General features: G+C 46.2%; 20 protein-coding genes. 10 read left to right on the top strand and 10 right to left on the bottom strand.

The window, feature by feature from the left end; translation table 11 throughout:
• Positions 1-348 precede the first annotated feature (348 nt).
• The 6 genes from fre to trxA all read right to left on the bottom strand — a co-directional run bounded on the left by fre (position 349) and on the right by trxA (position 6,168).
• Complete coding sequence (fre, locus tag NB463_RS17235; protein ID WP_074190854.1) at positions 349-1,062, bottom strand: NAD(P)H-flavin reductase; 714 nt, start codon at positions 1,060-1,062, stop codon at positions 349-351.
• 14 nt (positions 1,063-1,076) lie between these two features.
• On the bottom strand, positions 1,077-1,346 hold the full coding sequence (locus NB463_RS17230) for a 2Fe-2S iron-sulfur cluster-binding protein (protein ID WP_054868319.1): 270 nt from the start codon (positions 1,344-1,346) through the stop codon (positions 1,077-1,079).
• A complete protein-coding gene (gene ubiD / locus NB463_RS17225) occupies positions 1,343-3,196 on the bottom strand; it encodes a 4-hydroxy-3-polyprenylbenzoate decarboxylase (protein ID WP_145533199.1) in 1,854 nt (617 codons plus the stop codon). The genes NB463_RS17230 and ubiD overlap by 4 nt, the downstream gene beginning before the upstream one ends.
• A gap of 92 nt (positions 3,197-3,288) precedes the next feature.
• Entirely contained in the window at positions 3,289-4,281 is a 993-nt protein-coding gene (locus NB463_RS17220) for a hypothetical protein (RefSeq protein WP_005398448.1), read from the bottom strand.
• Between the two features lie 104 nt (positions 4,282-4,385).
• Complete coding sequence (gene rho / locus NB463_RS17215) at positions 4,386-5,645, bottom strand: transcription termination factor Rho (RefSeq protein ID WP_005378757.1); 1,260 nt, start codon at positions 5,643-5,645, stop codon at positions 4,386-4,388.
• 196 nt (positions 5,646-5,841) lie between these two features.
• Positions 5,842-6,168, bottom strand: coding sequence for a thioredoxin TrxA (gene trxA, locus NB463_RS17210; protein ID WP_004745500.1), 327 nt, complete (start codon positions 6,166-6,168; stop codon positions 5,842-5,844).
• Between the two features lie 111 nt (positions 6,169-6,279).
• Between trxA and rhlB the strand changes: the two genes are divergently transcribed.
• On the top strand, positions 6,280-7,599 hold the full coding sequence (gene rhlB, locus NB463_RS17205) for an ATP-dependent RNA helicase RhlB (RefSeq protein ID WP_005397003.1): 1,320 nt from the start codon (positions 6,280-6,282) through the stop codon (positions 7,597-7,599).
• A gap of 19 nt (positions 7,600-7,618) precedes the next feature.
• Positions 7,619-9,112 (top strand): guanosine-5'-triphosphate,3'-diphosphate diphosphatase, encoded by a 1,494-nt coding sequence (gene gppA / locus NB463_RS17200; protein WP_258431744.1) that lies wholly within the window; start codon positions 7,619-7,621, stop codon positions 9,110-9,112.
• A gap of 180 nt (positions 9,113-9,292) precedes the next feature.
• On the opposite strand, the gene NB463_RS17195 is transcribed toward gppA, so the two are convergent.
• The 3 genes from NB463_RS17195 to recQ all read right to left on the bottom strand — a co-directional run bounded on the left by NB463_RS17195 (position 9,293) and on the right by recQ (position 12,394).
• The gene (locus NB463_RS17195) at positions 9,293-9,961 is read right to left on the bottom strand and encodes a 7-cyano-7-deazaguanine/7-aminomethyl-7-deazaguanine transporter (protein WP_005397008.1); all 669 of its coding nucleotides are present in this window, start codon (positions 9,959-9,961) and stop codon (positions 9,293-9,295) included.
• Between the two features lie 282 nt (positions 9,962-10,243).
• Positions 10,244-10,549 (bottom strand): DUF3630 family protein, encoded by a 306-nt coding sequence (locus NB463_RS17190; RefSeq protein ID WP_047010220.1) that lies wholly within the window; start codon positions 10,547-10,549, stop codon positions 10,244-10,246.
• Positions 10,550-10,558: 9 nt separating this feature from the next.
• Positions 10,559-12,394, bottom strand: a complete 1,836-nt coding sequence (gene recQ / locus NB463_RS17185; protein ID WP_258431743.1) for an ATP-dependent DNA helicase RecQ — start codon at positions 12,392-12,394, stop codon at positions 10,559-10,561.
• A gap of 174 nt (positions 12,395-12,568) precedes the next feature.
• Between recQ and rarD the strand changes: the two genes are divergently transcribed.
• The 4 genes from rarD (at position 12,569) to ggt (ending at position 16,995) form a co-directional block, all read left to right on the top strand.
• A complete protein-coding gene (gene rarD / locus NB463_RS17180; RefSeq protein ID WP_253645162.1) occupies positions 12,569-13,486 on the top strand; it encodes an EamA family transporter RarD in 918 nt (305 codons plus the stop codon).
• A gap of 73 nt (positions 13,487-13,559) precedes the next feature.
• Positions 13,560-14,357 (top strand): AraC family transcriptional regulator, encoded by a 798-nt coding sequence (locus tag NB463_RS17175; RefSeq protein WP_031780599.1) that lies wholly within the window; start codon positions 13,560-13,562, stop codon positions 14,355-14,357.
• A 101-nt stretch (positions 14,358-14,458) separates the two neighbouring features.
• Complete coding sequence (locus NB463_RS17170) at positions 14,459-15,130, top strand: LysE family translocator (protein WP_258431742.1); 672 nt, start codon at positions 14,459-14,461, stop codon at positions 15,128-15,130.
• Between the two features lie 98 nt (positions 15,131-15,228).
• Positions 15,229-16,995 carry a gamma-glutamyltransferase gene (gene ggt, locus NB463_RS17165; RefSeq protein ID WP_145473420.1) on the top strand — a complete coding sequence of 589 codons (1,767 nt, stop codon included), beginning with the start codon at positions 15,229-15,231 and terminating at the stop codon, positions 16,993-16,995.
• A gap of 759 nt (positions 16,996-17,754) precedes the next feature.
• Here ggt and uvrD read toward each other — a convergent pair.
• Positions 17,755-19,929: a DNA helicase II gene (gene uvrD, locus NB463_RS17160; RefSeq protein WP_005397027.1), complete on the bottom strand. Its 2,175-nt coding sequence runs from the start codon at positions 19,927-19,929 to the stop codon at positions 17,755-17,757.
• A gap of 280 nt (positions 19,930-20,209) precedes the next feature.
• On the opposite strand from uvrD, the gene NB463_RS17155 reads away from it, so the two are divergent.
• The 4 genes from NB463_RS17155 to NB463_RS17140 all read left to right on the top strand — a co-directional run bounded on the left by NB463_RS17155 (position 20,210) and on the right by NB463_RS17140 (position 22,643).
• Positions 20,210-20,470, top strand: coding sequence for a BufA1 family periplasmic bufferin-type metallophore (locus NB463_RS17155; RefSeq protein ID WP_031780600.1), 261 nt, complete (start codon positions 20,210-20,212; stop codon positions 20,468-20,470).
• 82 nt (positions 20,471-20,552) lie between these two features.
• Entirely contained in the window at positions 20,553-21,422 is an 870-nt protein-coding gene (gene bufB / locus NB463_RS17150; protein WP_145533209.1) for an MNIO family bufferin maturase, read from the top strand.
• The gene (locus tag NB463_RS17145; RefSeq protein ID WP_145533211.1) at positions 21,419-22,177 is read left to right on the top strand and encodes an HvfC/BufC N-terminal domain-containing protein; all 759 of its coding nucleotides are present in this window, start codon (positions 21,419-21,421) and stop codon (positions 22,175-22,177) included. Before bufB ends, NB463_RS17145 begins: the two co-directional genes overlap by 4 nt.
• Before the next feature lie 10 nt (positions 22,178-22,187).
• Complete coding sequence (locus tag NB463_RS17140) at positions 22,188-22,643, top strand: DoxX family protein (protein ID WP_258431740.1); 456 nt, start codon at positions 22,188-22,190, stop codon at positions 22,641-22,643.
• Positions 22,644-22,647: the final 4 nt, after the last annotated feature.

Genomic DNA, 22,647 nt, shown 5'->3' with positions numbered 1-22,647 from the left:
TAATTGGATTATCATCAACGAGTGCCCACACAGATTGATAGGTCTATATTGTTAAAGAGCTTGCTTTACGAGAAGTTTTTCTCTCAAAGCGGAGGTGCATTCTAGCGATTTAATTGGCAGTGTCAAACACTTTTTCAATTTTATTTTCGCAGAAGCTTTTTACCTCTCCGACCCTGCTGAAGCCTTATCGCCTCTGCCGTGTCGGTGGATGCGCATTATAGGGAACTCAGATCCGTTCGCAACCCTTTTTTGGAAAAAAATGGGAAAAACCGACTGTTCGATGACTATTTCATCAAAAAAGCAAAAAAGAGGGTAAAAAACCCTCTTTTTCTGCCTCACAAGCCATATTTAAATGAATGCGTACGCGTCTGCGAACATACGTTCGCTCTTCGCTTTCTTGTTCTGAGTGAACTGTTCACGTGCTGCGCCAGCCATTTCGAATCGACCTGCAATATAGATATCGTAGTTTTCTAAGCTTTCGAAATCTTCACTCACCGCTTGTAGCACGTTACCAACCTTACCTTGCCAATCAGCAGGTGCTTCTTCTACAACTGGAACAAAGTGAACGTTAGTAAACTTATCGGCGATCTCGATCAGTTCTTCTTTTGCATAAAGTTGGCAGTTATCGCGCGCACCCCAATATAGATAGATAGGGTTGGTTTTATTCTGCGCGACGCAGTGATCCAGAATCGAGCGCACGTAACTAAAACCTGTACCACCAGCAATTAATAATAGTGGACGTTCACTTTCTTCTTGAACCCAAGCGTCACCATGCGGGGCATCAATTTCAATCTGACCATCAGTTTCAAGCGCCGCTTGCATTGCTTCGACAACTTCTTGAGCGTAAGCGTTGTGTTCCGCCGCACCGATATGCAGTTCAAGTTCACCTTCATGACGGCAAGGGCTGCTCGCGATAGAGAAAGGACGTTTGTCTTTTTCACCCATCACCACCATTAGGTACTGACCCGCTTTAAAAGGCACTGGTGATTCTGGATGAAGAAGGATTTGGTAAGTATTACAAGCTAACGGCTGAATAGACTTTACTTTACATTGGATGGTCATGGTGTTCCTCTCGCTTACTCGTCAAAAGTAAGCACTAAATTACTTTCTGTATAGGCTTGGCAAGGGAATATCCAACCTTGCTGTTGCTCTTTTTCGGTTAGCATAGGTTCGAGGTGATAGCTCACCTCGCCCGTTAGCTTTTTACACATGCACATGGCGCAAGCGCCAACTTGGCAACGGTGTGGGAAGCAAATATTGTTGTTGAGCGCAGCTTCCAGCACCGTCTCCCCTTCTTTTACTGGAAACGTAACGTCCATTGGTAGAAGGTGGACTTGATGACTCATAGAATACCTAACTGGTCCCAAATCTCATCGACTTTAGCCACAAGTTTAGGATCTTTTTTGATAGGCGTACCCCACTCGCGCGTGACTTCAGATTCGAACTTGTTGGTCGCATCCAGTCCTAATTTGGATGAACTCTCAGTCTTACCAAGCACTTGAATCGTGTCTCTATCTGGGTCCATTCGAGTTGTCACCGCCCAAATGATGTCATTCCAATCTCGTGCATTAACGTCATCGTCGCACAAAATGATGAATTTGTTATCCGTGTACTGAGCAAAGAAGCCCCATAGATATTCCATCAATTCTTGGGATTGACCAGCTTGGTCTTTCTTCATAGTTACGACAGCAAATTGGTTGTTTGCTGTAACTGGAAGATAGACGTCAACAATCTCAGGGCGTTGCTGTTTCAACTCATTCAGTTCTGCTTCGGTAATCGCTTTGCTGTCTCGCTCAGTGACCTCGGTTCGCGTCGCCAGCTCAGCATCCCATTTAATGGTCGCATCCAAGCCCATTTTGGAGCCAAGCCCAACCACTGGTGAAGCAAAGTCGAGCGAGTCGATTGGCGTGTTATCTATCATCAAGGTATCACGTACAGGGTCCATATGCTCTGACATGGCTTTAACGACATCATTCCAATCTCGCGCGTTTACCGATTCATCGCACACAATAACAAACTTGGTGTACATGAATTGACGTAAGAAAGACCACACACCCATCATTACGCGCTTGGCATGTCCTGGGTACTGCTTCTTCATGGTGACGACTGCCATTCGGTACGAACAACCTTCAGGCGGTAGATAGAAGTCTTCAATTTCTGGGAACTGCTTTTGCAGAATCGGCACAAAGACTTCGTTTAATGCCACACCCAATACAGCTGGCTCATCTGGCGGACGGCCTGTGTAGGTACTGTGGTAGATTGGGTCTTTACGCATGGTAATGTGCGTAATGGTAAACACGTGGTGCTTTTCTTTTTCATTATAGTAACCAGTGTGATCACCATATGGGCCTTCATCAGCAAACTCGTTTGGGTCGATATAGCCTTCCATGACGATTTCCGCGCTTGCTGGCACTTCCAAATCATTGCTGACTGACTTAACGACTTCCGTTTTGCTGCCACGCAGCAAACCTGCAAACGCGTATTCCGATAGCGTATCTGGCACTGGCGTTACTGCGCCAAGAATGGTTGCTGGGTCTGCACCAAACGCGACCGAAACTGGGAAAGGTTTACCTGGATTGGTTTCCATCCAATCGCGCAGGTCAAGCGCACCACCACGGTGAGCTAACCAACGCATGATTATTTTGTTCTTGGCAATTTTCTGCTGACGATAAATGCCTAGGTTCTGACGTTTCTTGTTTGGACCTTTGGTCACGGTTAAGCCCCACGTAAGCAGTGGTGCAACGTCTTCCGCCCAGCAACTCATTACCGGGATTTTGTCCAAGTCGACTTCATCACCTTGCCACACTATCTCTTGGCACGATGCTTTTCTTAAGCGCTTGGCTGGCATGTTCAATACTTGCTTGAACACTGGCAATTTTTCCAATGCGTCTTTGAAGCCTTTTGGTGGCTCAGGTTCTTTCAAATAAGCCAGCAGCTTACCGACTTCTCTTAATTCTTTAACATCTTCACGTCCCATACCAATCGCGACACGCTCTGGTGTACCAAATAGGTTGGTCAAAACAGGTACGTCGTAGCCAATTGGGTTCTCAAACAACAGCGCAGGTCCACCAGCACGCAAGGTGCGGTCACTGATTTCTGTCATTTCGTAAGCGGGATCGACTGGGTGAGCAATGCGTTTAAGTCGACCTTTCTGTTCTAGGTGGTCGATAAATTCGCGTAAATCCTTAAAACTCATAGGCCTTCATGACTGGCTGATTAAACTGTCCGCAGTATAACAAATAGGAGGACGCTAAGATCCTCCTATTTTGTGTGGGTATGTGAGCCAGATTACTTTAATACTTGCTCTATCTGCCGGGTCTTCACTTGATGGTTGTTAGAGACTAACTCTTCCAACCAGGTTTGATGCCCTTGCTGCGCCAGCTCTCGAGCGACCATGGTAGCTTCTTCCGATAGTGCCATTTTGCTCACTAGAAACTGTTTCACTTGCGGAGATAAAGGGTTGGATTTTGTAAGTAGACTAATAGCTTCTGGTTTGAGTGACGGATTAACGGTGGAGTTCATCAATTGCTGAATTGAAAAAACGTCCCCAACCGTAGCTAAACGCTCGAGTTCGGACTGGCTGTTGTAATCCGCTCTCATCCGCCAGAGTAAGTTGTACACTTCCTCATCTTGACTGACTTGCGCTAATCTCACGATCACGGCTGTCGATGGTAGCCAACTGGTCACATTCGCTTTGGTTAACTGAGTGGTTAATGCGGCAAGCGCATGCGGTGATAAGCTGTCTAACTCTCGAATCAAAAGTGCTTCACGCGCTTGAGCTTGTTGAGATTGCCCTGTAAGCCATTGCTTTAAGTCGAGCTCTTTCCGCTCAGCTTGTAGTACAAAGTCCAAAGTACTTTGGTCTTGCTTCCAACGCTTAATCAAGCGGCTCGCAATGGCAGGAAAGTTAAAGGCAGGCACACTAAACTCATACCCGTCCCCTCGCTCTAGAACCTGATAAGTAGGAGTCATACGGATCTGAGACTCAACAAACAGAGCCATTCTAGGCGTGAGAATGACATCTTGCTTCTCAAGCTTTTCCAATAATCGAAAACGCACGACCTCTTGTTGAGGTAAAGCTAGTCGATCAAGGGCAAATTTAAGCGAGTCGACCTCATCCCTGACAACGTAATCAAGCAGTTCAGAGACTTTAGCCTGTATTTGAGTATCCTGAAGCCACTGTTCTACTACAGACTCCTGCATTTCCTTGGCAGATAACGTCGCGGGTAGTGTGATAAGTGACAAGCTCAGGAGTAATGACGACAACATTCCTTGTTGCATGTTAACCTCCCGATAACATTTTCCTCATTCTGATGCTTCCATCGGGAGAAAGCAACAAAAAAGCCACCGTTAACGGTGGCTTTTTTAGAATAAGGACTCAGCTATTACTGACGACGCATCGCATCGAAGAACTCATCGTTGGTCTTCGTCATCGCTAGCTTATCAATGAGGAACTCCATTGCGTCGATTTCGCCCATTGGGTGAACGATCTTACGCAGAATCCACATTTTCTGTAGTTCATCAGTCTTCGTCAGTAGCTCTTCACGACGTGTACCTGAACGGTTGAAGTCAATTGCAGGGAATACACGCTTCTCAGCAATCTTACGGTTCAAGTGCAGTTCCATGTTACCTGTACCCTTGAACTCTTCGTAGATAACTTCATCCATCTTAGAACCAGTATCTACTAGTGCTGTTGCGATGATCGTTAGGCTACCGCCCTCTTCAACATTACGTGCTGCACCAAAGAAACGCTTAGGACGGTGTAGTGCGTTTGCATCCACACCACCTGTCAGTACTTTACCTGATGAAGGTACTACGGTGTTGTAAGCACGAGCGAGACGAGTGATAGAGTCAAGCAGGATAACCACGTCTTTCTTGTGTTCAACAAGACGTTTTGCTTTCTCGATTACCATTTCCGCTACTTGTACGTGACGAGATGCTGGCTCATCGAAAGTCGACGCGACTACTTCACCTTTAACTAGACGCTGCATCTCTGTTACTTCTTCTGGACGTTCGTCGATAAGAAGTACCATCAACTCACACTCTGGGTGGTTGTATGCGATGCTTTGAGCAATATTTTGCAGAAGCATTGTCTTACCCGCTTTTGGCGGAGCAACAATCAGACCACGTTGACCTTTACCGATAGGCGATGCCAAATCTAAAACACGTGCTGTGATGTCTTCTGTAGAACCGTTACCACGCTCCATTACCATGCGTTCATTTGCATGTAGAGGGGTAAGGTTTTCAAATAGGATCTTGTTACGAGCGTTGTCTGGTTTGTCGTCGTTAACGGTATTGACTTTTAGAAGGGCAAAGTAGCGTTCACCGTCTTTTGGTGGACGAATTTTACCAGCGATAGAGTCACCAGTACGTAGGTTAAAGCGACGAATCTGACTTGGTGATACGTAGATATCGTCCGGACCCGCAAGGTATGAACTATCTGCACTGCGTAGGAAACCAAAGCCGTCTTGCAGAATTTCCAGAACCCCATCGCCAAAGATGTCTTCGCCGCCTTTAGCGTGCGCTTTTAAAATCGCGAAGATGATGTCTTGTTTTCTTAAGCGAGCTAGGTTCTCTAATCCTAAGCTTTCGCCCAGTTTTACAAGGTCAGACACAGGTCTGTTCTTCAGTTCGGTAAGGTTCATGGTGGTGGATTCTTGTTTAGTCAAAATAAGATCTGTTTTCTAGTTAAGATGGATTTGGTCTCAGGATCGACCAAGAAGAGAAATTTGTTCAATTAACGCGCGATAAGTTAGCACTAATTAGTATTCTAGTCCAGAGTTAGAAAAACAAAACCGTGCGTTGTTACTTTGCACGGTTTTATCTGTAATCACTTGGTGATTATAAGTTTGCGTCCAAAAACTCTTTTAGTTGAGTTTTAGACAGAGCACCAACTTTCGTTGCCGCTACGTTGCCGTCTTTGAATAGCAGTAGCGTTGGAATGCCGCGAATACCAAACTTAGGTGGTGTACCTGCGTTATGGTCGATGTTTAGTTTACCGATAGTGAGTTTGCCTTCGTACTCGTCTGCGATTTCGTCCAGAATAGGAGCGATCATTTTACAAGGACCACACCATTCTGCCCAGAAATCCACTAGAACCGGGCCTGCAGCGTTGATTACATCGTTTTCAAAACCGTCATCAGTTAGCTGCAAAATCTTATCACTCATCTTCCACTCCAATGTGTTTTTCGAAACTGGTTGGATGATAACCAGTAATTAGATGCCCTATTGGAATGTATTTACTTTCGTATTGCAAGCTTTAGCTGATATTCTATAGCCATGAAAAAGACGCATATCACAGAGCAAAAGTTCGCCGATTTGGGCTTAAAGCCCCAAGTTATTGAAGGATTGGACAAAAAAGGGTTCGAATTTTGTACCCCTATCCAAGCCTTGGCGTTGCCGGTCCTGCTCACCGGCCAAGACATCGCAGGCCAGGCCCAAACGGGTACTGGTAAAACGCTCGCGTTTCTTACTGCTACATTCAACCACCTTCTGACGACACCGGAGCATGAAGGTCGTAAACCTACGCAGCCACGCGCCATCATTATGGCGCCAACACGTGAGCTTGCTATTCAGATTTACAATGATGCAGAAGCATTAACTGAGAGCACTGGTCTAAAAACCGCTTTGGCTTACGGTGGTGAAAGCTACGATAAGCAATTGAATAAGCTGCAAGATGGTGTCGATATTCTGATTGGTACGACAGGTCGTATCATCGATTTCTACAAACAGCGCGTATTCAACCTTAACAACATTCAAGCCGTTGTTCTGGATGAAGCCGACCGCATGTTCGATCTTGGCTTTATTAAAGACATTCGCTTCTTGTTCCGTCGTATGCCTGAACCAAAAGAGCGTTTGAACATGCTGTTCTCAGCGACGCTTTCTTACCGTGTTCAAGAACTGGCATTTGAGCACATGAACACTCCTGAGCATGTTGTGGTAGAGCCAGAACAGAAAACTGGTCACCGCATTCAGGAAGAACTTTTCTACCCTTCTAACGAAGATAAAATGGCCCTCCTTCAAACTTTGATTGAAGAAGAATGGCCAGATCGCGCCATCATTTTTGCGAACACGAAACACAAGTGTGAATCGGTTTGGGGGCACTTGGCTGCCGATGGACACCGTGTCGGTCTTCTTACTGGTGATGTACCGCAGAAGAAACGTGAAAAGATTCTTGAGCAATTCACCAAAGGCGATGTCGACATTCTTGTTGCAACTGACGTTGCTGCGCGTGGTCTGCACATTCCTCAAGTGACGCACGTTTTCAACTATGACCTTCCTGACGACTGTGAAGATTACGTTCACCGTATTGGCCGTACCGGTCGTGCTGGTGCAAGCGGCCACTCGATCAGTTTTGCTTGTGAAGAGTACGCAATTAACCTGCCTGCAATCGAAGAATACATTGAGCACACTATCCCAGTTTCAGAATACGATTCGTCAGCGCTGATCCAAGATCTGCCAGCACCAATTCGTATGCGTGCGCCACGCAACCAACAGCGTCGTACGAATACTGGTGGTACTCGTTCAGGTTCAGGTAACCGCAAGCCGCAAGGACGTCGTCCGCGCCAACCGCGTCAATCGGCACCAAAACAATCGTAAAAGGAAACTGAGTTCGTTTATGAGTCAAGCAGGATCATCGCCGCTATACGCCGCCATCGACCTCGGGTCGAACAGTTTTCACATGCTCGTTGTGCGTCATATCGATGGCAGCGTTCAAACAATGGCTAAAATTAAGCGCAAGGTTCGTCTAGCAGCGGGCCTAGATGAACATAATTCTCTTAGTATGGAAGCTATGCAGCGAGGATGGGACTGCTTAAGTCTATTTGCGGAACGCTTGCAGGATATTCCTAAACAAAACATTCGTATTGTAGGCACCGCCACTTTACGTACCGCCACGAATGTAGATGTGTTTCTGGAGAAAGCGAACCAGATTCTTGGTCAACAAATCGACGTTATCTCCGGTGAAGAAGAAGCGGCCACTATCTATAAAGGTGTCGCACACACTTCTGGAGGCAGCGGTCGCCGTCTTGTGGTCGATATTGGTGGCGCAAGTACCGAGCTCATCATCGGTGAAGGTTTCGAAGCCAAAGCACTGACCAGTTTAAAAATGGGTTGTGTGACTTGGCTGGAAAACTTCTTTAAAGATCGCCAGTTGAATGCGCGTAACTTTGACGCAGCAATTGAAGGCGCGAAGCAGACAATCCAGCCAATTCTAGAGCGCTATACTGAAATCGGTTGGGATGTGTGCGTTGGCGCATCAGGCACCGTTCAGGCATTGCAAGAGATAATGCTAGCGCAAGGTATGGACGAAGTAATCACTCACTCCAAATTGAAACGCCTGCAGAAGCAAGCCATGTTAGCCGATCATTTAGAAGAGCTCGACATTGAAGGCTTAACTCTTGAACGTGCGTTAGTGTTCCCTAGCGGCCTATCTATTTTGATTGCCGTTTTTGAATTACTGGAAATCGACGCGATGACACTCGCGGGCGGCGCACTACGTGAAGGCTTAGTCTACGAGATGGTTGAAGAGCTACGTCAAGAAGACATCCGTGCTCGCACAATTGCCAGCGTACAAAATCGTTATCAGCTCGATCACCAATATGGTGAACAAGTTGCGACACTGGCAAGCAAACTGTTGGAGCAAGCCGGCGGCGATGAGTGGATTACGGAACCTCAAGGCAAGATATTGCTTGAAACCGCCGCAAAGCTGCATGAAATCGGCTTAACGATCGATTTCAAAAAAGGCGGTGAGCACAGTGCTTACCTACTCCAGAATTTGGATTTACCTGGCTACACTCGCGCGCAGAAGTTCTTTATTGGTGAGATTGCCCGTCGTTATCGAGAACAACTCACCTCACTGCCTGAGCAACACGCGTTATCAGGCTCAAGTGCCAAGCGCGTACTGCGGTTGTTGCGCTTAGCGGTGTTGTTGACTCACCGTCGCAACCAAAACTTAGAGCCAAACGTCGTATTAACGGCTGAAGGTGACAACCTAACATTAAACATTGATGCACAGTGGCTAGCGGCCAACCCGTTGACCGCCGCTGAGCTAGAAATCGAATCCAACCGTCAAACTGATATCGGTTGGCCATTAACGATTACCTCTGATTAATGGTTGTTATCCCATGACAAAGGCTCCTTCTGGAGCCTTTTTAATACCCGTTATTATCCTATGTACAACTCATAGAGTTTTGAGACACCGATGATCTAAATACTCATTTCGCTGTACATTTGCTTTAGAAACAACAAAGCCGCTATCAAAAGCGGCTTTGTTGCTATTAACTGATGAAAACTATGCCGTCGTCGTAACTTTAAAGTTAGGGTTCACTGCCGTTAGCTTCTTAATTAAGTAATTCAGTAGTACGCCGTACATAGGCACAAACAGACCAAGACTAATCACTAACTTAAAGCCGTAGTCCACCAGCGCGATTTCCGTCCAATGCTCCGCCATAAATGGATCTGGACTTTGGTAGAACGCAATCGCGAAGAAGGCGATGGTATCCAGTGCATTACCAAAAAGCGTTGAACATGTTGGGGCCACCCACCACTGTTTCATTTGGCGTAGGCGGTTGAACACGTGCACATCCATAATCTGACCAAGTAGATACGCCATGAAGCTAGCAATCGCGATACGAGCAACGAATAAGTTAAATTCCCCTAAGTGACCAAAACCTTGGAACTGCCCCTCGAAGAACACCACCGATAAGAAGTAAGAGACAGCCAAAGCAGGCAACATTACTAAGAAAATGATCTTACGCGCCAACTGAGCACCGAAAATACGTACGGTTAAATCCGTCGCAAGGAAAATAAATGGGAAGGTGAATGCACCCCAGGTGGTATGTAAGCCAAAGATAGTAAATGGTAGCTGAACTAGGTAATTGCTGGATGCAATAATGACTAGATGAAATAAAACCAGATAGATAAGGGCGTTGCGCTGCTGCGCAGGGGTAAAGTTACTCATGCGATACCTTTTTAGTTTGGTTTGGGGGCGAGGGAACCCAAATCGAGCGTTTTCTACAGAGAAAAGCACTCTTACCAACAATGTAAAAAATGACGATTAAACTAACTTAACTCATTCAGAGTAAAGCGGTGGGCGATTATACATTAACCAATTTTACTCACAAGCGGTGTTTTATACGCAAACGTTTCTTCGCGAACATCACGTCAAAACCAAGGGCTTTGATGCAAAAATAAGAAAGGGTGTTTCATGTGAAACACCCTTTAAAGAATAGATAACTTGAATTTAGAAGCCGCGTTGGAACAATCCGGCTAAATAGTCGAGCTCTTCCCTACTCTCTTCTATTGTTAGCGCTTCAAACCAAATCGCTTCGCTGTAGTGCTCCGCTTTCATAAATAAGCGGCAGCCTTCAAAATCGATCAACCAAGAGTGAATATCCGCATCCCACTGTTTTTCTACCACTGACGCAGATAATAATTTCACCAAACGCTCACCCAATGCCGGAAAAGTATCGAGGTCGAAGCTTGGAGCGGTAATAATAAGACGCCCTTCTTCAACAATGTAATCAGCGAGACCAAATTCCTTGTGCATATGGATTCCTTATCCGTGGTGAGTAATGTGTTCTTGGATCAGATCCAAGAATGGATCGGCGTATTTTTCTAGTTTACGTTGACCAACGCCACTAACCGCTAACATTTCGCCGTATGACGTTGGCAGCATTTCTGCCATATCAATCAAGGTCGCATCACTGAATACCACATATGGTGGTAAACCATCTTCATCGGCGATCGACTTACGTAGCTTACGTAGTTTGGCAAACAACTTCTTATCGTAGTTTTTGCTGGTCAGTTTATCCGACTTCGCGGCACGTGCAGCGGTATCTAAACGTGGAACTGCAAGTTCTAAAGGCACATCACCACGTAGTAATGGACGTGCTTCTTCGGTTAATTGCAACGTCGAGTTACGAGTGATGTTTTGAAATAGCAGCCCTTTATGAATTAACTGGCGGAAGATACTCACCCAGTAATCATGGCTGTGATCACGACCAATGCCGTAAGTCGAAATTTTATCGTGGCCGTGTTCGCGCACACGAATGTTTTGCATCCCACGCAGCACCTCAACCACATACGTCATACCAAAACTTTGGTTAACGCGGTAAACACACGACAAGGCTTTGCGCGCTTCTTCGGTCGCATCAAAGTGTTTTGGTGGGTCCAGGCAGATATCGCAGTTACCACACGGCTTTTCGCGATACTCTCCAAAATAGTTGAGCAGTACCTGACGACGACAGGTTTGCGCTTCCGCAAAAGCACTCATCGCATTGAGTTTGTGGCTTTCTACCTGCTTCTGCGGTCCATCATCTTTTTCATCCAACATACGACGCAACCAACTGATGTCGGCTGGGTCATACAACATCATCGCCTCGGCAGGCAGGCCATCTCGCCCTGCTCGACCAGTTTCCTGATAATAGGACTCGATGTTACGTGGAATATCAAAATGCACAACAAAGCGCACGTTTGGCTTATTGATACCCATGCCGAATGCAACCGTCGCAACGACGATTTGAATGTCATCACGTTGAAAAGCTTCCTGAACGTAAGCTCGCTCTTCAGTATCCATCCCTGCATGATAACCAGCAGCGCGGATATGGTTGTTGCATAGCTTCTCGGTCACCATTTCAACTTTCTTACGACTGCCGCAATAAATAATGCCGCAGCTTCCCTTTTGGGTGGCTAGATAGCGAATGATTTGAGAAACCGGTTTGTGCTTTTCTACCAAGGTGTAACGAATGTTGGGACGATCAAAGCTTCCTAGATACACCTGAGGCTCATGTAAGCGTAAGCGTTCTAGAATATCACGACGCGTCGCATCATCGGCGGTGGCAGTGAGTGCCATAAAAGGTACATGTGAAAAGTGTTGCTTTAACTGACCTAACGCCGCGTATTCTGGGCGAAAATCATGTCCCCACTGAGAGATACAATGTGCTTCATCCACGGCGATCATAGATAAGGGTAAGTTTTCTAAACGCTCAATAAAGTCACGCATTAACACGCGCTCTGGCGAAACATACACTAGCTTAAGCTGACCAGAGTGCATGCGATTATACACACTCAGTAGCTCTTCTCGATTCATGGTCGAGTTCACACACTCCGCAGCTACGCCATTGGCTTTCAGTTGATCAACTTGGTCTTTCATCAATGAAATCAGCGGTGAAATCACCAAGGTAATCCCTGAGCGCACTAACGCCGGAATTTGGTAACAGAGAGATTTACCACCACCCGTCGGCATGATGACTAAGCTGTCTTTGCCTTCGATAGCGGCTTCAATAACTTCTTGCTGACCATCACGAAACGTCTGGTAACCGAAGACTTCCTCCAACACACGTTGAGGCGTTACAGGCGTATCTGATTGTTCGGCTAGCAAGGTTGAGGTCATGAATAATCTCAGATTGAGTGATCGTAGAAATGCTTTTGCATGCCCAGGCACACAAAGTGAGGGCACATTGTAATGGGGTTTCGTGGTGAATAAAACCGCAAATTGCTAGGTGTTTCGCATCACGACTCGTATACTGATTTTCTGCTCTATAAACACACAATTAGGTGACACCTCATGACACCAGAAGACGAACAACAACGCGCTCGGCAAGGTATCTTGCTGGCGATTGGTGCCTATACCATGTGGGGCATTGCGCCGATGTATTTTAAATCCATCGCACAAGTATCCCCTTTGGAGATTCTGAGCCACCGGGTGATTTGGTCTTTCTTTTTGCTTGCCGCACTCCTTCACTTTGGCCGTCACTGGCGCTCGGCTTACTACATCGCGAAAGACAAAACGAAGATCGCTTACCTGATCGCAAGTTCTGTATTAATTGGCGGAAACTGGCTGATTTTCATCTGGGCGGTCAATTCCAATCATATGCTTGACGCGAGCTTAGGCTATTACATTAACCCATTAATCAATGTCTTGCTCGGCATGGTCTTTTTGGGAGAGCGACTTCGTAAGTTGCAATGGTTTGCTGTCGTATTAGCGGGCTGTGGTGTACTGGTCCAATTGATTGTATTCGGCTCCGTGCCCGTTGTTGCGATGGCGTTAGCAATGAGTTTCGGCTTCTATGGCCTCTTAAGGAAGAAAGTCAGTGTCGATGCAAAAACAGGATTGTTTATCGAAACATTACTCCTTCTGCCTGTCGCCGCCGTGTATCTGCTGTTTATTGCAGAAACCCCAACGTCGAATATGCTCACTAACCCGTTAGCATTAAATAGCTTGTTGATTGCAGCAGGTGTGATTACCACACTGCCCCTACTTTGTTTTACGGGTGCGGCAACAAGACTCAAATTATCAACGTTGGGCTTTTTCCAGTACATAGGCCCAAGCTTGATGTTCTTACTTGCAGTACTGATGTATGGCGAACCCTTTAGCATGGATAAAGCGATTACCTTTGCCTTTATTTGGGGAGCGCTAGTCGTATTTAGCTTTGATGGACTGCGCAACAACCGTCGCTCACGCCGAATCGTTCAGCCACAGTGATCGTTTTTTACAAGACAAGTTAGAAATTGCCAGATAAGCTTGGTCATAATGTGACCAAGCTTTTTTGTATGTAATGGAACAGATTCAATACTACGCAACCGACCATGATCAGCTGAGCCTGATCGAGGCGAAATACCAGAAGTTTGCCTTCCAAAGGCACTATCATCTGGACTTTCACCTCGGTCTGATCACGCATGGCACGCAAAAGTTCCAATATCAAGGCTGTAGCCATCAAGTGGGTCATGGGCAAATCGTAATTATGCCGCCAGATGAACTGCACGACGGGCACTCTAAGCTCGAAAGTGGCTATGAAGTGAATGTATTTGCGATCGAGCCGCACCTACTCAGCGATCTTGCCGATCTTAGTCAAAATGGTCAAATAATCCGCTTTAATGAATTGATCATCTCAGATCCACAGATATTTTCACAACTTAGTAACTTGCATGCTCTTCTTCGCCGCGATAACCTCAGCCAACTCACCAAAGATTGCCTTCCTTTTGAAGGATTTAATCAACTTTTTGATCGCTACGGATCACTCGCGAGGCAAAAAGTGGTCCCTCTTGGGAAACAGTCTTTACATACCTTAAAAGATTACTTAATGGCGAATCTCGACCAAACGGTTCGTTTAGATGCACTATCAGAGCTCTGCCAACTGAGCCCCACGCAGTTTCAACGCCATTTCAAAGCGCAAACGGGGATGACTCCCTACGCTTGGTTTGCTCGCTTGCGATTAGAGCAAGGAATGAAACTACTCCAAGCAGGATGGTGTGGTACGGACGTCGCCTATCAAGTGGGCTTTTATGATCAGGCCCACTTTAGTAAAGCGTTTAAACAAACCTATGGCGTCTCGCCTTCACAAGTGGCACGCTAATATCTCATACGCTGTGGTATTCAGTACTGCTAGTTTTTTACAAGCACTACCGAATAAGAATCACGACAATAGCTCATATCCACTATGTTTTGAGATGTGTTATGAATGAATCGACTATCCTTTTAACGCTTGCCAGTATCCACTTCATTGCCTTAATGAGCCCAGGTCCGGATTTTGCGCTTGTGGTACAAAATGCCACCCGTCATGGCCGTCAAACTGGCTTATACATTGCGCTTGGCTTATCAGTCGGTATTTTGCTGCATTCTTTATTCAGCCTAACGGGGGTGAGCTATTTAGTTCACCAGCATCCTCTGCTCTACTCCGTCTTACAATTGCTTGGGGGCAGCTATCTGTTGTATTTGGGTATCGGTGCACTGCGCGGCGTGATCGCGATGATCAAAAACCCACTTTCTGATCAGCCAAGCAAAAACAGTAACCTTGTGATCGGTAATAAACGTCAGGCGTTTACCAAGGGGTTCGCAACCAATATTCTCAACCCCAAAGCCTTAGTATTTTTTGTGAGTTTAATGTCGAGCCTTGTCCCAGTGGGCATGTCGGTGACAGGAAAAGGAATTGCTCTGGTGATTTTGTTTGGTTTGTCGCTACTCTGGTTTTCTAGCCTTGCATGGATGCTGTCAACGCAGCGCTTGCAAACAAGATTGCAGCAAGCCAGCATTTATATAGATGGTTTATGTGGTGTGGTATTTACTCTAGTTGGCAGCAGTATTTTAGTGCAAACCTTCCGCTCCTTTCTCGATAACTCTCTGATTTAAAAGCGTCGCACACTCGACATTTCTTTAATAGGAAACTCGACGACTATCTCCGTGGCTGCCAAGCTGAATAACCTTAGTTGGCAACATGGAGAGTCATCATGCAATGGACATTTAACCGACTCGTACTCTCGGGTCTTTTTCTTACTTCCCCTTTCACCTTCACTGGACAAGCCTTCGCTAACCAAGCTGCAGATTCGGTCGCACCAGAGCACAGCACTGGCATTGAGCAAAAGCAGCTGGTCAAAGCTAAAGATTATATGGTTACCGCTGCTAACCCACTGGCGACTCAAGCGGGTGCAGACGTACTTGAGCAAGGCGGGAATGCGATAGATGCCATGGTCGCGGTGCAATTGATGCTTGGCTTAGTTGAACCCCAGTCATCAGGTATTGGTGGCGGTGCGTTCTTAGTGTATTGGGATAGCGAAAAGCAAAAACTGACCACTTACGACGGGCGTGAAACCGCCCCCCTCGCCGTAACGCCAAAGCTATTTTTAGATGAGAACGGTCAGCCATTGCAATTCTACGATGCCGTGGTTGGTGGACGCTCTGTCGCAACACCAGGCACCGTGAAACTATTGTGGGATACTCACCAGAAATACGGCAAGCTGGAATGGAAAAAGATCATTCAGCCTGTTATCTCGCTTGCGGAGCAAGGATTCAAAGTCAGTCCTCGCCTAGCAAGCTTGATAGAAAAAGACGCCGAGCGTTTATCACGCTTTCCAGTCACAAAAGCCTATTTCTTTAACTCGGATGGCTCGCCAAAAACCGAAGGTACGCTATTAAAAAACCCTGAATACGCACAAACGCTGAGTGCTATTGCTAAGCAAGGCGCCCAAGCCTTCTACCATGGGGATATCGCCAGAGACATTATCGAGACGGTACAAAACGCGCCAGGTAACCCCGGTGTATTAGCCCAACCCGACTTTGATACCTACCAAATCAGACAACGTGAGCCGGTTTGTGCAGCATACCAAAGCTATGACATTTGCGGCATGGGACCACCAAGCTCTGGCGCGCTCACCATTGGTCAGATTTTGGCGATCACTGAACAGTACGATCTCAAAGGCTGGGGTGCTAACAGCATTAAATCTTGGCAAGTACTCGCCGATGCATCGCGTCTAGCGTTTGCTGACCGTGGTAAATACATGGCAGACCAAGATTACGTGCCGATGCCAACTCAAGGCTTGCTTGATAAAAGCTACCTCCAGCAGCGAGCAGAGCTGATCCAAGTCGGCAAAGCACTAAGCAAAGTTGAAGCGGGCAATCCTCCGTGGTCGCACGCAATGAACTTAAGCATGGACGAGTCCATTGAACTCCCTTCCACCAGCCATTTCAATATCGTCGATAAGCAAGGCAATGTGGTTTCCATGACGACCACCATTGAGAATGCGTTTGGCTCGCGCTTAATGGTGCGTGGCTTCTTGCTCAATAATGAACTGACCGATTTTTCTTTCCGTACTCATAACGACGGAATCCCAATCGCCAACCGCATAGAACCAGGCAAGCGTCCACGATCTTCAATGGCCCCGACCATTATGATGAAAGATAACAAACCTTACATGGCGATAGGTTCTCCGGGTGGCAGTCGAATCATCGGTTACGTGGCGCAAACAATCATTGCCCACACGCAATGGGATATGGATATCCAACAAGCAATCAATCAACCACGATTACTCGACCGTTTTGGCACCTTAGATATTGAGCAAGGTACCGCTGCAGAAGGCTTACAGCCAGAGCTGGAGAAGATGGGCTTTAAAACCAATGTTCGTGATTTGAATTCTGGACTGCATGCGATACGCATAACAAAAGATGGACTAGAAGGTGCCGCAGATCCTCGTCGAGAAGGAGCAGCAATCGGCAAATAGGCCTGTTTTGCTCGACTCCTTGTGCGAGATCTCTCACAAGGAGTGGAGCAAACCTCTCTTTTTTAATGGTAAAACAGCCCACGAATAACCATAAGATATTGAATAATATAAACATGTTTATTTTTCAAACGCTTTTAATTGAGAAAAATGTGGGCTTCGACCATTGTTGAGAATCGTGAAGAGCGTAATATGAACCTTGTCGGGAGGATGCTGACACGGAACAGGAAACACCACGGATTTGGTGAACTTCAGGAAGAAGAAACGGGTATTCAGGATGAATAGTCGGGCATGGATTGCAAAACTGGACATTGAACGGAATCAATAGCAACTAGGACGGTTGCTACTAAGGACGGGAAATGGACACCTCTGGACGAGGAAAGGACTGAACATCAGGATGATGTCATGGACACCGCTCAGGGAACAAGTGATGAGAGCTAACGAGGATGGTTAGCAGACCAGGATAAGGTCAAGGACACCGCTAGGAAGGCGACGAAAGGATTAAGCTGAAGGAATGCAGCACGCTATCAAGGATTTGATGCATGGAGCACTTTTAGTAGCTGGATTGCTGCGAGTAAGACTATAACCCCGACGGGCGTAAGCCCTCGGGGTTTTTCTTTGTCTAAAGATAAGCGATTTAGACTAAGAGCCTTTTCGAATAGCGTCATTTAGCTCCCTATCTTTCAGCATTTTGTTGATTCAAAACAGCCAAAACAGAAAGAGCCACCGAAGCAGCTCTTATGTTCATTTTTTCACAAAGCCCTACAGCTTCTCCAGTCTCGCGTAAGCGGTGACTAACCATTTAATGCCTTCACCATTGAAAGCAATCTGCACTCGGCTTTGTGGGCCACTGCCCTCAAAGTTGATGATCGTTCCTTCACCAAATTTCGGATGCATCACACGAGAACCTAGTGAAAAACCAGTCTCATTGAAGTTTTCTTTTACTGCGGTTTGGCTAAAACGTCCACTACTTGAAGGGCGACTCACTTGCGCCTTCATGCGCACTTCATCCAAACACGTTTCTGGTAATTCACGAATAAAGCGCGATGGTTTGTGGTATTTGTCCTGGCCATATAGGCGACGCATTTCCGCGTAAGTAATGTAGAGCTTTTGCATCGCGCGCGTCATGCCCACATAACACAGACGGCGCTCTTCTTCCAAACGCCCTGCCTCTTCAGCGGACATCTGGCTTGGGAACATACCTTCTTCCACACCGACCATGAATACCAATGGGAATTCCAAACCTTTCGCACTATGCAGCGTCATCAGTTGGACTGCATCTTCAAATTCGTCCGCCTGACCTTCGCCCGCTTCTAGAGCCGCATGTGTTAAAAATGCCGTCAGCAGAGACATTTCTTCCGCTTCTTCTGGTTTTTCGAATTGGCGAGTGGCGGTAACCAGCTCCTCCAAGTTTTCTATGCGAGCTTTAGACTTTTCGCCCTTCTCTTGTTCATACATCGCAAACAAACCCGAGTACTTGATCACGTGGTCCGTTTGCTCGTGCAATGGCATTTCTAATGTGTCATCTTCCAGCGCGGTGATTAATTCGACAAAACGACTTAACGCGCCAGCTGCTCGACCCGTTAATACTTGCTCATCGAGCATTGCCAGACTGGCTTCCCACATAGTGCAACCTCTATCACGAGCAGCACGACGGATAGTCTCTAGCGTCTTATCGCCCAGACCACGTGTTGGGGTATTCACGACACGTTCAAACGCGGCATCATCGTTGCGATTCGCCATCAAACGCAAGTAGCTCAACGCATCTCTGATTTCTTGACGCTCGAAGAATCGCATGCCTCCGTAAATACGGTACGGTAAGCCTGCCTGAATTAATGCTTCTTCCAAAACACGAGATTGCGCGTTGTTACGATACAGCATCGCAGCATCATTCAATGCGCCGCCATTCTCTTGCCACTCTTTGATTTTATTGACCGCAAAGCGCGCTTCATCAAGCTCGTTATAAGCGCTGTAAACCGAGATCGGCTCGCCCACATTGCCATCCGTCCACAGCTCTTTACCCATGCGTTCAGTGTTGTTCGCAATCAAGGTATTGGACGCTTCAAGAATCGTCTTCGTCGAACGATAGTTTTGTTCGAGACGAATGGTGTTCACGCTCGGAAACTCCAGCGTGAACTTCTCAATGTTCTCGACTTTTGCACCGCGCCAACCATAAATTGACTGGTCGTCGTCACCAACAATCATCACGTGACAATCTGGGCCAGCCATCATGCGTAGCCAAGCGTATTGAATGTTGTTGGTGTCTTGGAATTCGTCAACCAAGATATGCTTAAAGCGTGCTTGGTAGTGTTCACGCACAAACTTGTTGTCACGCAGTAGCTCATGCGCGCGCAGCAAAATTTCCGCAAAGTCCACTAAGCCAGCACGATCACACGCTTCTTGGTAAGCGGTATACAGCTGCAAATAAGTTTTGGTCACTGGATCGTGATAAGCGTCGATATGCGATGGGCGTAATCCTTCGTCCTTCTTACCATTAATCCACCATGAAACTTGGCGTGCAGGCCACTGCTTTTCATCCAAGTTTTGTGCTTTGATCAAACGCTTTAACAAGCGCTGCTGATCATCGCTGTCTATGATTTGGAAATCTTCCGGTAGCTTGGCATCAAGATAGTGTGCACGCAAAATGCGGTGACAGATACCGTGGAAAGTCCCATTCCACATGCCAGATGCACTGCCCATCATCAACTCTTCAATACGACCACGCATTTCTGCTGCCGCTTTATTGGTGAAGGTGACCGACATGATCGAGAAAGGAGAAGCTTGCTCGACTGACATAAGCCAAGCGATACGGTGAACAAGAACGCGAGTCTTACCACTCCCTGCACCAGCAAGGACAAGTAAGTTTTCTAGAGGAGCTGCAACGGCTTCACGCTGTTTATCGTTTAGACCGTCGAGTAATAGAGATGGATCCATCATGATGAGCTACTGGTTATTTATACATAAAAACCGATTATAACCTAAACAGCTGGGTGCTGTTTAGACAAAACTTGATAAAAAATTCGTTGTTTTTTTAATCTTTCATTCAAAGAGTTAACGAAGGTAATCACTCCAAAACCATTCACGAGAGTTATTTTTATGAAAGTTTTTCTGCCTCATCTCTATCTTTTAATTTAAGCAAGTGGATAAAGGTTGTACGCCAAACGGCGAATCGACTTGCCGAATGAAAGTAAAAGGAAATCACTCAGAGGAAATTATGATGAAAAAATCGAATCTTGCTGTTACTGCTGCTGTTACTGGCCTTCTTGCTCTTGGTGGCACCATGCTCACCGCAGCCCCTGCTGTCGCAGCAGAAAAAGAAAAGTGTTATGGCGTGGCGAAAGCCGGTAAAAATGACTGCGCAACGAAAAACAGCTCTTGCGCGGGTACCTCTAAAGAAGACAACCAAAAAGATGCTTTTGTTGTCGTTCCTAAAGGATTGTGTGACAAATTGGCTGGCGGTAGCACCAGCGGCTCATAACTCAACATCACAAGTTTCTGTGGGGCGCGTTGCACTTTAACCAACGCCCCCAGTTACTCGCCAATCAGAAAAGGAGTTTCACGTGAAACATCACTCTTTCCATCCTCTTGCTGGTGTTGGATTACGCTCCCCTCATCTCGATTATTTTAGCCGACATAAACCTGAGCTGTCGTGGTTAGAAATCCACAGCGAGAACTACTTTCAGCCCAACTCAGTAGAGCGCCATCAACTGCAAGCATTACGCGAGCACTACCACATCAGTTGCCACGGTATTGGTTTATCGCTGGGCTCGGTGGAACGTGTGAATACGAAACATTTAGCACAACTAAAAGCATTGATAAATACAATTGACCCGCTCTTCGTTTCTGACCATTTAAGCTGGAGTGAAAATGGTGGTCACTACTTCAATGATCTACTTCCCTTGCCTTACACGGAAGAAGCGCTGCAAGTCTTCACTCGTAACGTGCTTGAAGTGCAAGAACATCTACAACGTGAAATCTTAATTGAGAACCCATCTAGTTATGTGAAGTTTCACCATTCAACCATCAGCGAATGGGATTTTCTTACCGAAGTGCAAAAGCGCACCGACTGTCGTTTATTACTCGACTTAAATAACGTATATGTTTCCGCCTTCAATCACGGTTTTGATTGCGACACATACCTAGATGCGATTCCAGCCGACAAAGTCGACGAGATTCATTTGGCAGGTTTTACTATTAAGACGTTGGATAAAGGTGAGATTTGGATTGATACTCATAGCCGTCCCGTCAGTGATGAAGTATGGCAGCTGTTCGTTAGTTGGACACAAAAACACGGCCCTCGCCATACGCTGATTGAATGGGATTTGGATATTCCTGCACCAGAAATACTTCTTGGCGAAGCAGAAAAAGCATCCTCACTATTGCAGAAAAATCATTTAATTGACCAAAAGAGCAAAAGGAAAGCGTCATGAATCTTGCGACCTTGCAGAGTCGATTTGCTAAAGCCCTACATTATCAAGCGCTCGGTGAAGAATGCGACATTGTGAGTGACAAGTTTACCGCAGATGAACGCATACAGATTTACCGCAATAACTTTATCATCAGCTTGAGTGAGGTATTGGCAGCGACCTACCCAATGGTTGAAGCCTTAGTTGGAAAAGAGTGCTTCGATCAAATTGCTCGCCAACACGTACTTTCTCACCCCTTAGCAGAAGGTAATGTCGTACATTATGGTGTGGGCTTTCAAGATACGATTATGCAGTTTAGTCAGGTCATGACCCAAGCCCCGTACACTCCTGAAGTCGCAAGGTTTGAATGGCATATGGACTTAGCTCGACAAATACAGAATGAGAAAGTCGAAAAACCAAATCGAATCCCTCTATCTGCACTTACCCAAGTGACGGAAGAACAACAACCTCAATTGGTGTTTCATTTGCGCACTGGCAGCCGCAGCTTTGACTCAAACTACGCCGTATTTGATCTCTTTCATGCGATTCAACACCAAGATTTTGAACAGCTCAATATCAATCAATTACAGCGAGGTGTCATCTCGATTCAAGCCAATGGAGAAGCTCAATGTCACGCACTCGATACCGATGTTTTTCAACTGCTGCAATGTTTAGAGCAGAAGCAGAGTTTGAGCGAAATACCCGAAGCTTTGCTCGTTCACCTTAATAGCATCATGGCACTCGATCTCGTTGACGGCTTTACATTGAAATCAATCTAAGGAGCACTCTATGACGAATACGGTTAAAAACTTAGTCAATCGGTACGACGACTTGATCAATACCTTACAAGCTGGCTTTGTCCCTTTACTACTTCTCTTTTGTCGCTTATGGGTTGCATGGGTGTTCTTCAATTCAGGGTTAATCAAAGTTTCTTCTTGGGATAGCACGCTGTATCTATTCGAATTGGAATACCAAGTGCCACTTTTGCCTTGGGAGTTAGCGGCCTACATGGGAACGACTGCCGAGTTAATTCTGCCAGTATTTTTAGCGTTGGGATTAATTACCCGCCCGATGGCTGCGATTCTGTTTGTGTTCAATATCATCGCGGTCATCTCTTACCCGGTATTGTGGGAAAAAGGGTTCTATGACCATCAATTGTGGGGATTGATGATTTTAGTGGTCATCGTATGGGGACCGGGAGTTATCTCTATTGACCATGTTATAAAGAACAAGTTGACGCGATAAAAAA

The organism is Vibrio sp. RM-41-2B (assembly GCF_024744415.1).
In the GTDB taxonomy this organism is placed as follows: Bacteria; Pseudomonadota; Gammaproteobacteria; order Enterobacterales; family Vibrionaceae; genus Vibrio; species Vibrio diabolicus.
The sequence above is the reverse complement of the archived record's forward strand: the minus strand, read 5'-3'. Positions and strand labels throughout refer to the sequence as shown.

What these genes read in the sequence shown, in the direction of transcription:
- fre (WP_074190854.1), bottom strand. Translation starts at nt 1,062, where the DNA reads ATGACCATCCAATGTAAAGTAAAGTCTATTCAGCCGTTAGCTTGTAAT.
- NB463_RS17230 (WP_054868319.1), bottom strand. Translation starts at nt 1,346, where the DNA reads ATGAGTCATCAAGTCCACCTTCTACCAATGGACGTTACGTTTCCAGTA.
- ubiD (WP_145533199.1), bottom strand. Translation starts at nt 3,196, where the DNA reads ATGAGTTTTAAGGATTTACGCGAATTTATCGACCACCTAGAACAGAAA.
- NB463_RS17220 (WP_005398448.1), bottom strand. Translation starts at nt 4,281, where the DNA reads ATGCAACAAGGAATGTTGTCGTCATTACTCCTGAGCTTGTCACTTATC.
- rho (WP_005378757.1), bottom strand. Translation starts at nt 5,645, where the DNA reads ATGAACCTTACCGAACTGAAGAACAGACCTGTGTCTGACCTTGTAAAA.
- trxA (WP_004745500.1), bottom strand. Translation starts at nt 6,168, where the DNA reads ATGAGTGATAAGATTTTGCAGCTAACTGATGACGGTTTTGAAAACGAT.
- rhlB (WP_005397003.1), top strand. Translation starts at nt 6,280, where the DNA reads ATGAAAAAGACGCATATCACAGAGCAAAAGTTCGCCGATTTGGGCTTA.
- gppA (WP_258431744.1), top strand. Translation starts at nt 7,619, where the DNA reads ATGAGTCAAGCAGGATCATCGCCGCTATACGCCGCCATCGACCTCGGG.
- NB463_RS17195 (WP_005397008.1), bottom strand. Translation starts at nt 9,961, where the DNA reads ATGAGTAACTTTACCCCTGCGCAGCAGCGCAACGCCCTTATCTATCTG.
- NB463_RS17190 (WP_047010220.1), bottom strand. Translation starts at nt 10,549, where the DNA reads ATGCACAAGGAATTTGGTCTCGCTGATTACATTGTTGAAGAAGGGCGT.
- recQ (WP_258431743.1), bottom strand. Translation starts at nt 12,394, where the DNA reads ATGACCTCAACCTTGCTAGCCGAACAATCAGATACGCCTGTAACGCCT.
- rarD (WP_253645162.1), top strand. Translation starts at nt 12,569, where the DNA reads ATGACACCAGAAGACGAACAACAACGCGCTCGGCAAGGTATCTTGCTG.
- NB463_RS17175 (WP_031780599.1), top strand. Translation starts at nt 13,560, where the DNA reads ATGGAACAGATTCAATACTACGCAACCGACCATGATCAGCTGAGCCTG.
- NB463_RS17170 (WP_258431742.1), top strand. Translation starts at nt 14,459, where the DNA reads ATGAATGAATCGACTATCCTTTTAACGCTTGCCAGTATCCACTTCATT.
- ggt (WP_145473420.1), top strand. Translation starts at nt 15,229, where the DNA reads ATGCAATGGACATTTAACCGACTCGTACTCTCGGGTCTTTTTCTTACT.
- uvrD (WP_005397027.1), bottom strand. Translation starts at nt 19,929, where the DNA reads ATGATGGATCCATCTCTATTACTCGACGGTCTAAACGATAAACAGCGT.
- NB463_RS17155 (WP_031780600.1), top strand. Translation starts at nt 20,210, where the DNA reads ATGAAAAAATCGAATCTTGCTGTTACTGCTGCTGTTACTGGCCTTCTT.
- NB463_RS17145 (WP_145533211.1), top strand. Translation starts at nt 21,419, where the DNA reads ATGAATCTTGCGACCTTGCAGAGTCGATTTGCTAAAGCCCTACATTAT.
- NB463_RS17140 (WP_258431740.1), top strand. Translation starts at nt 22,188, where the DNA reads ATGACGAATACGGTTAAAAACTTAGTCAATCGGTACGACGACTTGATC.